The following is an 8,429-nucleotide window of genomic DNA, read 5'->3' as shown; positions in this document are numbered from 1 at the left end:
GCAAACACCTCCCCCCCTATGATGGTGACGACGCGCGGGTCTCCCCCCCCCCCCCCCCCCCCCCCCCCCTCTCCCCCCCCCCCCCCCCCCCCCCCCCCCCCCCCCCCCCCCGGGGGCGAAGGCCGGGCTGCTCGCCTCGGCCGGGATCTCGGTGAGCGGCCGGGCGACCTCCGCGACCGTCGGCCCGTGCACTGCGGCGATCGGGGCGAGGAAGGACAGGTCGAAGCCGTATACGCGGGCGGCGTTGCCTCCCGCCATGGCCGCGACCTCGTCGCGGGGCAGGCCCGCGTAGGCGATGCGGAGGCCTTCGCGGGAGAACGGGGTCGTGCCCTCGTCGTGCGGGTAGTCGCTGCCCCACATGATCTTGTCGAGTCCGATCCGGTCGCGCAGCGGCACCTCGTGCGGGCGCATGAAGCTCGCGCCGACGAAGCAGTTGTCCCGCCAGACTTCGCTGGGCCCCTTGCCCATGGACTCGGCCAGGCCCGCGCCGAACTTCTTCTCCGCCGTCGCCGCACCGGTCGCGGCCGCGACCAGCCGGCCGTGGTAGTAGTCCAGCATCTCCAGGACCCCGGGGATCCAGCCGGAGCCCTGCTCGGTGAGGACCAGCCGGAGGCCGGGGTGCCGGCGGAACGCACCGCCGAACATCAAATGCCACAGTGCACGGTGGGAGAACCACGTGGTCTCCACCATGAACACCGCACGGGCCGCCGGCTCCTCCCCCAGCGGCGGCGAGGCGGAGCCGCCGTGGTGGTTCACGGGCACGTCGAGCTCCTCGCAGACCGCCCAGATCGGGTCGTACGTCTGCGAGTACAGCTCCGGGATCCCGGACCCCGGGGGCGTGCCGGGCAGCAGGACGCCCCCGGTCAGCCCGGCGTCCCTGGTCCGCCGGATCTCCCGTACCGCCTCGTCCACGTCGTTGAGGAGGATCTGCACGACCCCGGCCCGGCGGCCCGGGGCGTCGGCGCAGAAGTCCGCGAGCCACCGGTTGTGGGCCCGCAGTCCGGCCCAGCGGGCCGCGAACTCCTCCTTCGTGGGCGCCGGCGCCATCAGCGAGGCGCTCGGGAAGAACGGCGGGATGGTGTTCGGGAACACCACCTCCGCGACGATCCCGTCGGCCTCCAGCTCGGCGAGGCGCCGGGCGGAGTTCCAGTTCCGGTCGGCGGTGTCCGCGAGCAGGTCCTCGTACGGGTTGACGTACGAGGCCGCCCAGGCGTCGAACTCGTCGTGGTACCGCTTCTCGAGGTACGGCTTGTAGTCCAGGAGGTCGGCGCCGGCGTGGCAGTCCGCCGAGATGACGGTGTAGCGCTCCTCCTGCGGTGCGGAGCCGGTCACGGGTTCACCCCCAGCACCGGGAAGTCGCCGCCGGTGAGCCAGTGGCGACCGGTCTCGCGGGAGCGGGCCCAGGACGCCTTCACCGCGTCCTGGTCGGCGGACTGGCCGAGTTCCGCCGGGGTGGGGCCGATGCGGCGGGCGACCGGCGCGAGCTCCTGCGTGTCGAAGCCGAAGACCTCCGCGGCGGCCAGGCCCAGCATCCGCCGGGTCTCGTCGACCGGGATGTCGTGGAAGGTCTTCTTCAGCCACTCGCGGGTGCTGGGCCAGGTGCCCTCCGGGTGCGGGAAGTCGCTGCCCCACAGGATGTTGTCGACGCCGATCTCGTACCGCTGCGCCAGCTCGCGGCGCTTGGTGTTGGTCGCGCAGATGAACACCTGCCGGTCGAGGTACTCGCTCGGCGGGCGCTTCAGCTCCGCGAACGGCGAGAGCTTCTTGCCGCCGTGCGCGCCGAGGTAGAGGCGGTCCATGAACCACAGCTGGTTGGGCAGCCACCAGCAGCCGGACTCGGCGACGCCGAACTTGAGGCCCGGGTGGCGTTCGAAGGCGCCGGACCAGAGCAGGAACCACAGGGGGCGGGCGGGCCACCAGGTGACCTCGGAGACGTAGATGCCGAGGTGGTCGCCGTACTCGTGGCGGGGCGCGGCCCCGGAGTGGGTGACCACCGGCATCGCCGTCTCGGCGGCGGCGGCCCAGACGGCGTCGTAACGCCGGTCGTGGTAGGGCGCCTTGTCCACCCACATCGAGGGGATCATCAGAGCGCCGAGGCCGGACTCCCTGGCCCGGTGGATCTCGGCGACGACCTTCGCGGGGTCGCCGGTGACGGGCAGGAGGGCGACGCCGCAGTGCCGCGCCGCGCTCCCGGTGCTGCCGCCGAGGAATTCGGCCAGCCATCGGTTGTGCGCCTGGGCGCCGGCCATGCCGAGCTCGGGGTCGAGGTCGCCGGAGAGGCCGAGCCCCACGCCGAAGGGGGCGGCGGTCTGGCTGTCGACCGCGTCGGCGTCGGGGAAGACGACTTCGGCGGCCACGCCGTCGCCGTCGAGCTCCTTCAGGCGCTGCGCGATGTCCCAGCCGCCCTTGAGGCCTTCCTCGTTGTCGTGGAACCACTTCTCGGCGAAGGCCTCGTTGCGGACGCCGAGCCGGGTGGCCTCCTCGCGGCGGGCGTCGCGCTGGCCGAGGAACTCGTCGAACTGCCGGTGGAAGCGGGAGTCGAGGTAGGGCCGGTACTGCTCGGTGGGCAGCCCGGCGTGGCAGTCGGAGGAGATGATCAGGTACGGATCGCTGTCGGTCACGGGAGCCCCTCAGTCGAGGATGAAGCTTTCGAGGTACGCGGGGTTGGCGCGGTCGAGCATCGACTGCGACCGGGCCCTGATCTGCCGGTCGCTGTGCTCGCTGGCCGGGAGCATCCAGAAGCGGTCGGCACGGATGCCGTCCACGACGTGCCCGGCGACTTCCTCGACCGGGGTGAAGGCCACGTCGTGCCCGGCCTGCTTCATCGCGGCCTCCCACTGGTCGAGGCTGCGGTACGGGGTCCTGCGCGGGCGCTGTTTGGCGTAGCGCTCGGGGCGGTTGCGGTGGGACTCCCACAGGCCGGTGCGCAGCATGTGCGGGCCGGGGAAGAGGACGGAGGCTCCGACGGCCGCGCCTTCCGCGTTGAGGTGGGCGTAGAGCGACTCGGTCATGGTGACGACGGCCGCCTTGGTGACGGCGTACACGGAGGCGGTGGGGAGCGGGGCGATGCCGCCGTCGCCGGAGGAGGTGTTGACGACGTGGCCGGGTGCGCCGCCGGCGAGCATGCGGGGGACGAAGGCCTGGATGCCGTGGAAGACGCCCCACACGTTGACGGAGAAGGCCCATTTCCAGTCGTTGGGCTCGTGCTCCCACATCCGGCCTTCGGCGCCGGAGCCGACGCCGGCGTTGTTGCACAGGACGTGGACGGCTCCGAAGGTGTCGTACGCGGCGTCGGCGAGGGAGACCACCGAGCCGCGGTCGGAGACGTCGACGGTGCGGGCGAGGACCTCGGCGCCGTCGGCCGCGAGCTGTTCGGCGGCCTTGGCGAGCGCGCCCTCCTCGACGTCGGCGAGGACGACCTTGAGGCCTTCGGCGGCGAAGCGGCGGGCCATGGCGAGGCCGATGCCGCCGGCGGCGCCCGTGACGACGGCGACCTGGCCGGGTTCGAGCCGCATGTCACACGCTCCCTTCGGGCGGGCCGTCGAGGACCTGCTGGGGGTCGTCGTAGCGCTGGTGGATGTACGGCAGGAGGGCCTGGGCGCTGACCCGCTCGACGGCCCGGCCCTGCTGGTCGGTGGTCTTCTCGCCGATGGTGATCTCGACGAGGCGGCGTACGGGGAGGTCGGCGACGGGGTCGTACATCGACTCGCGCAGTACAACGTCACCGGTGACGTTGTCGAGTTTGCGGAACTTCTCGTTGCGGGTGCAGTGCACCAGCACCGGGTCGGCCTCGAAGCCGGACCCGTCCACCGCGGGGAGGAACTTGAAGTAGAAGTCGGTCTTCGTGACGGGCTCGGGGAGCGGGAGCGCCCGGTCGACGGCCCCGCGGACCTCGACGAAGGCGATGCCGTGCCGGGCGAGGGAGGCCCGGACGACCAGCCCGTCGCGTTCCACGGTCACCTCGCCGAGCTTCTTGGGCTCGCCGAACACCTCGCGGCCCCCGACGAGGGCCCGCTCGTGGGTCATCGGCATGACCAGCGGGTACCACCCCTCGACCTCGCCGTGCCGGGCGGCGACCGCCACGGATCCCGCGCCGAGCGGATAGCCGGGCAGGTCGACCGTGCTGATGTTGGCCCGTACGAGCGGCCGCTCGGCGGGCTTGAGGGGCGGGGGCAGCACGGCCGCCACCACATCCGGGTCGCTCTCCCAGACCGCCACCACACCGGTGGACCAGATGTCGGGGAGCTTGGAGCTCTTCTCGCGCGCTGCCGCGATCTCGGCTTCAGTGCGCGCGCCGTACCGTACACGTGCCATGGGTGTACCACCCTTCTCTGGGTGCGTCCCGGGGGGTGCCCGGCGGGGTTCTGTAACACAGTTACACCGCCGTCGATGAAGGGTAAAGAGGGCCGTACGAACGAGAACTGACGACCCGACAGATTCGGAGGGCGGGGATGGCTGGCACGTCCAGGAGTACGCTCACCCGCGCAGAGGTGCTCTCGGCCGCGGCCGACCTGGTCCGCCGGCACGGCCCCGCGGCCCTCACCATGCGACGGCTGGCCGCCGAGCTGGGCACCGCCGTAACCTCGATCTACTGGCACGTCGGCAACCGCGAGTCCCTGCTCGACGCACTCGTCGCGCGCACCGTCGAGGAGATGGGCGCGATCCGGCCGGTGGGCCGCACCCCCGCGGAGCGGATCGTCTCAGTGGCGCGCTCCCTGCGCCGACAGCTGCGCGAGCGCCCGCACCTGATCGCCATGGTCCACGAACGCGGCCTCACCGACCGGATGTTCCTGCCCGCTCAGCAGGCCCTGGTCCACGAGGTGCACGCCGCCGGGCTGCGCGGGGCGCGGGCCGCCGACGCCGTCCGCGCGGTGCAGTTCCAGATCGTCGGCTTCGTGCTGGTCGAGCGCAACCGCGAGCGCTCGCCCGCCCAGTCGCCCGGCGAGAGCGAGCTGTGGGACCCCGCCGGGGCCCCCGACGATCCCGCGCTGGCCCGCGCCCTGGCCCGGCCGCCCGACCCGGAGCGGCTGTTCCTGCTGTCCGTACGGGCCCTGGTGGAATCCCTGCTCGCCGCCCGCACCCGGCCCGGCGGCCCGGGCGGCGGACCGAACGGAAGCCCGAACGGAAGACCGAGCGGAAGCCCGCCCGGGCGATGAACCGGGCTCGAAGCGGAACTGCCCGACCGCGGGGTACGCGCTCTCCCGCGTCGTGCACGCGGCCCGCGTCGCCGTGCTCGCCGACCCCGACCGGCCCCGGGTGTCGGTGCGGGCCCGTATCCTCTGTGACCATGCTCGACGACCGAACGACCGCAGAGACGACGTGGCCGGCCGCGTACCCGCAGGGGTACGCGGTCGTCGACGTGGAGACCACCGGGCTCGCGCGCGACGACCGGATAGTGTCCGCCGCGGTCTACCGGCTCGACGCCCGGGGGAACGTACAGGACCACTGGTACACGCTGGTCAACCCGCAGCGCGACCCCGGTCCGGTCTGGATCCACGGTCTGACCAGCTCCATGCTCGAAGACGCCCCGCTCTTCAAGGACATCGCGGGCGAGTTCGCCGCGCGCCTGGCGGACCGGGTGCTCGTCGCGCACAACGCCATGTTCGACTGGCAGATGATCGCCCGGGAGTACGCGCGGGCCGCCGATGCCGCGCCGGTGCGTCAGCGCCTGTGCACCATCGCCCTGTCGAAGGAACTGAACCTCCCGCTGCCCAACCACAAGCTCGAGTCGCTGGCCGCGCACTTCGGCGTCGTACAGCAGCGCGCGCACCACGCCCTCGACGACGCCCGCGTCCTGGCCGAGGCCTTCCGGCCGTCGCTGCACGCCGCCGCGCGGGACGGCGTGCGGCTGCCGCTGCTCGAATGCCGCCCGCTCACCGAGTGGTCGGACTCCCCCGCCGCACCGAGGATCGGCCGGCAGGCCTCGTACCAGGGCGGCAGCTGGCGGCCCTCGCGCAAGCGGCCCCCGTGCCCGTACCCGAACCCGGGCCGCTACGAGGACGGGAAACCGCTCCTGCAGGGGATGCGGGTCGCCTTCTCGGGTGACACCTCGGTGGACCGCGAGCTGCTGGAGGACCGGGCGGTCGAAGCCGGGCTGCACGTCGCCTCGAGTGTGTCGCGGCTCACGAGCCTGCTCGTGACCAACGACCCCGACTCGGCCACCTCCAAGACGGTCAAGGCGAAGTCCTTCGGCACCCCCGTCGTCGACGAGGCCGCCTTCACCCAGCTGCTGCGGGACGTGGCTGCGGCAGACGGGTGACCGTCGCGCGACGCGCCCTGCGCCCGCTCGCCCGTCGGCGCCCCGCGGTCCCACCCTGTGGCGCATGGCACGTTGTGAGGTCTGCGGAAACGATTACGGCATGTCCTTCGAGGTGCACGCGCAGGGCGCCGTGCACGTCTTCGACTGCTTCTCCTGCGCCATCCACCGCATGGCGCCCATCTGCGAGCACTGCCGCGTCCAGATCATCGGACAGGGCGTCGAGGTCGAGGGCTCGTGGTACTGCGGGGCGCACTGCGCCCGGGCGGAGGGGAAGGTGGGCATCGTCGACCGCGTCTGACCCCGTCTCTCCCCGCAGCCGGCCTCCGGCTCCCGCGGCCGGGCTCCGGCGGGCGGCCCTCCCCCACCTCCCTCCGGGCGGGGAGGCACCCCCGCAGCCGGAGCCCGGTCCGCTGCGGGTACCGTCAGAGGCGTGTACCGCTTTGTGCTGACCCGGCAGTGGGTGTGCCTCACCCTCTTCGCCCTCGTCCTCATCCCCGTGATGATCAAACTGGGCTTCTGGCAGTTCCACCGCCACGAGCACCGGGTCGCACAGAACCAGCTGATCGCGGACAACCTCGCAGCCGAGCCGGTCCCGGTGACCGGGCTCACCTCTCCCGGCCACGAGGTCCCCCGCGCGGACTTCTGGCGCGCGGTCACGGCCACCGGCACCTTCGACCGGACCCACGAGGTCGTGGTGCGGATGCGGACCTCCGCGGACGACAAGGTCGGCTTCCACGTGGTGACTCCGCTGGTGCTGCGCGACGGGACGGCCGTACTCGTCAACCGCGGCTGGGTGCCCGGCGGCGGCGACGCCCGCGCCTTCCCGCCCGTGCCGCCCGCCCCGCAGGGCGAGGTGACGGTCGTGGGCCGGCTGAAGGCCGACGAGACCAGCGAGGGCAGCGGCATCAAGGACCGCAAGGGCCTGCCGGACCGCCAGGTGATGCTGATCAACAGCAGGCAGCAGGCGGCGGCGCTGAAGCGGCCGGTGCTGGGCGGGTACGTCGAGCTGACGGCACCCGCGCCGAAGGGCGGCGGCCCGGAGCCCATTCCCGAGCCCGACCACGACTCCATCGGCGCGCACATGGCGTACGCCGTGCAGTGGTGGCTGTTCACCGCGGGCGTCCCGGTGGGCTGGGTGATCCTCGTACGCCGCGAGAGGCGCGACCGCGCGGAGGCCGCGGCGAAGGCCGCGAACGCGCCGGATCCCGAGCCCGCCGCCGCATCGCCTCTGTAGCGTAGGGCGCATGGATCTTGGACTGAAGGACCGCGTCTACGTCGTCACCGGGGCCACCCGCGGGCTGGGCCTGGCCGCCGCGCGCGAACTGGCCGCGGACGGTGCGAAGGTCGTCGTCTCCGGGCGGGACGGGAAGCGCGCGGCCGACGCCGCGGCCGAGCTCGGCCCGAACGCCGTGGGGATGGCGGCCGACAACGCCGACCCGGACTCGGCGCACCGGCTGATCGCCGGCGCGCGGGAGCGGTTCGGCCGTTTCGACGGGCTGCTGATCAGTGTCGGCGGGCCCGCTCCCGGGTTCGCCGCGGACAACACCGACGAGCAGTGGTCCGCCGCGTTCGAGAGCGTGTTCCTGGGCGCGGTGCGGCTGGCGCGCGCTGCAGCGGCGGAGCTGGGCGAGGGCGGCGTGATCGGCTTCGTGCTGTCCGCGTCGGTGCACGAGCCGATCCCGGGGCTGACGATCTCGAACGGGCTGCGGCCGGGGCTCGCGGGCTTCGCGAAGTCGCTGTCCGAGGAACTGGGGCCGCAGGGCATCCGGGTGGTGGGGCTGCTGCCCTCCCGGATCGACACCGACCGGGTGCGGGAACTGGACGCGCTGTCGGGTGACGCGGAGGCCTCGCGGGCCGGGCACGAGGCGAAGATCCCGCTGCGCCGGTACGGCACGCCGGAGGAGTTCGGGCGGGCCGCGGCGTTCCTGCTCTCCCCGGCGGCCTCGTACCTGACGGGTGTGATGCTGCCGGTCGACGGCGGCGCCCGGCACGGCTTCTGAACCTGGCGGCTTGCCGGGCGGGTCGGGGGGGGGGGGGGGGGGGGGGGGGGGGGGGGGGGGGGGAGGGGGAGGGGGGGGTGGGGGGGGGGGGAGGGGGGGGGTTTGCCTTCCTCCCCCACCCCACGTTTTGTTCCGGCAAGCAGCAACCCGGCAGTACCCGTTCCCCCACA

8 protein-coding genes and 1 pseudogene are annotated in these 8,429 nt (G+C 73.3%); 5 read left to right on the top strand and 4 right to left on the bottom strand.

Going from position 1 to position 8,429, the window contains the following annotated elements; translation table 11 throughout:
• Positions 1-105: 105 nt before the first annotated feature.
• The 4 genes and pseudogenes from ACZ7H1_RS18505 to ACZ7H1_RS18490 all read right to left on the bottom strand — a co-directional run.
• Positions 106-1,332, bottom strand: a pseudogene (locus ACZ7H1_RS18505) (amidohydrolase family protein); the annotation flags it as partial.
• Positions 1,329-2,621, bottom strand: a complete 1,293-nt coding sequence (locus ACZ7H1_RS18500) for an amidohydrolase family protein (RefSeq protein ID WP_470787882.1) — start codon at positions 2,619-2,621, stop codon at positions 1,329-1,331. The pseudogene ACZ7H1_RS18505 and the gene ACZ7H1_RS18500, both read right to left, overlap by 4 nt.
• Before the next feature lie 9 nt (positions 2,622-2,630).
• Positions 2,631-3,515, bottom strand: a complete 885-nt coding sequence (locus tag ACZ7H1_RS18495; protein ID WP_470787880.1) for an SDR family NAD(P)-dependent oxidoreductase — start codon at positions 3,513-3,515, stop codon at positions 2,631-2,633.
• Position 3,516: 1 nt separating this feature from the next.
• Positions 3,517-4,314: an acetoacetate decarboxylase family protein gene (locus tag ACZ7H1_RS18490; RefSeq protein ID WP_470787879.1), complete on the bottom strand. Its 798-nt coding sequence runs from the start codon at positions 4,312-4,314 to the stop codon at positions 3,517-3,519.
• A 137-nt stretch (positions 4,315-4,451) separates the two neighbouring features.
• Here ACZ7H1_RS18490 and ACZ7H1_RS18485 point away from each other — a divergent pair, with 137 nt between their 5' ends.
• From ACZ7H1_RS18485 to ACZ7H1_RS18465, 5 genes are all read left to right on the top strand, one after another.
• Positions 4,452-5,156 carry a TetR/AcrR family transcriptional regulator gene (locus ACZ7H1_RS18485; protein ID WP_470787878.1) on the top strand — a complete coding sequence of 235 codons (705 nt, stop codon included), beginning with the start codon at positions 4,452-4,454 and terminating at the stop codon, positions 5,154-5,156.
• 125 nt (positions 5,157-5,281) lie between these two features.
• Positions 5,282-6,259, top strand: coding sequence for a DEDDh family exonuclease (locus ACZ7H1_RS18480; RefSeq protein ID WP_470787877.1), 978 nt, complete (start codon positions 5,282-5,284; stop codon positions 6,257-6,259).
• A gap of 64 nt (positions 6,260-6,323) precedes the next feature.
• The gene (locus ACZ7H1_RS18475; RefSeq protein WP_267042895.1) at positions 6,324-6,557 is read left to right on the top strand and encodes a hypothetical protein; all 234 of its coding nucleotides are present in this window, start codon (positions 6,324-6,326) and stop codon (positions 6,555-6,557) included.
• A gap of 132 nt (positions 6,558-6,689) precedes the next feature.
• Entirely contained in the window at positions 6,690-7,493 is an 804-nt protein-coding gene (locus ACZ7H1_RS18470) for an SURF1 family cytochrome oxidase biogenesis protein (RefSeq protein WP_470787876.1), read from the top strand.
• A gap of 10 nt (positions 7,494-7,503) precedes the next feature.
• The gene (locus tag ACZ7H1_RS18465; RefSeq protein WP_470787875.1) at positions 7,504-8,259 is read left to right on the top strand and encodes an SDR family oxidoreductase; all 756 of its coding nucleotides are present in this window, start codon (positions 7,504-7,506) and stop codon (positions 8,257-8,259) included.
• Positions 8,260-8,429 lie beyond the last annotated feature (170 nt).

It is taken from the genome of Streptomyces sp. NPDC037401 (assembly GCF_055602345.1).
Note: the sequence above shows the minus strand (reverse complement) of the source record. Positions and strands in the feature narration are given on the sequence as shown.

What these genes read in the sequence shown, in the direction of transcription:
- ACZ7H1_RS18495 (WP_470787880.1), bottom strand. Translation starts at nt 3,515, where the DNA reads ATGCGGCTCGAACCCGGCCAGGTCGCCGTCGTCACGGGCGCCGCCGGC.
- ACZ7H1_RS18490 (WP_470787879.1), bottom strand. Translation starts at nt 4,314, where the DNA reads ATGGCACGTGTACGGTACGGCGCGCGCACTGAAGCCGAGATCGCGGCA.
- ACZ7H1_RS18485 (WP_470787878.1), top strand. Translation starts at nt 4,452, where the DNA reads ATGGCTGGCACGTCCAGGAGTACGCTCACCCGCGCAGAGGTGCTCTCG.
- ACZ7H1_RS18475 (WP_267042895.1), top strand. Translation starts at nt 6,324, where the DNA reads ATGGCACGTTGTGAGGTCTGCGGAAACGATTACGGCATGTCCTTCGAG.
- ACZ7H1_RS18465 (WP_470787875.1), top strand. Translation starts at nt 7,504, where the DNA reads ATGGATCTTGGACTGAAGGACCGCGTCTACGTCGTCACCGGGGCCACC.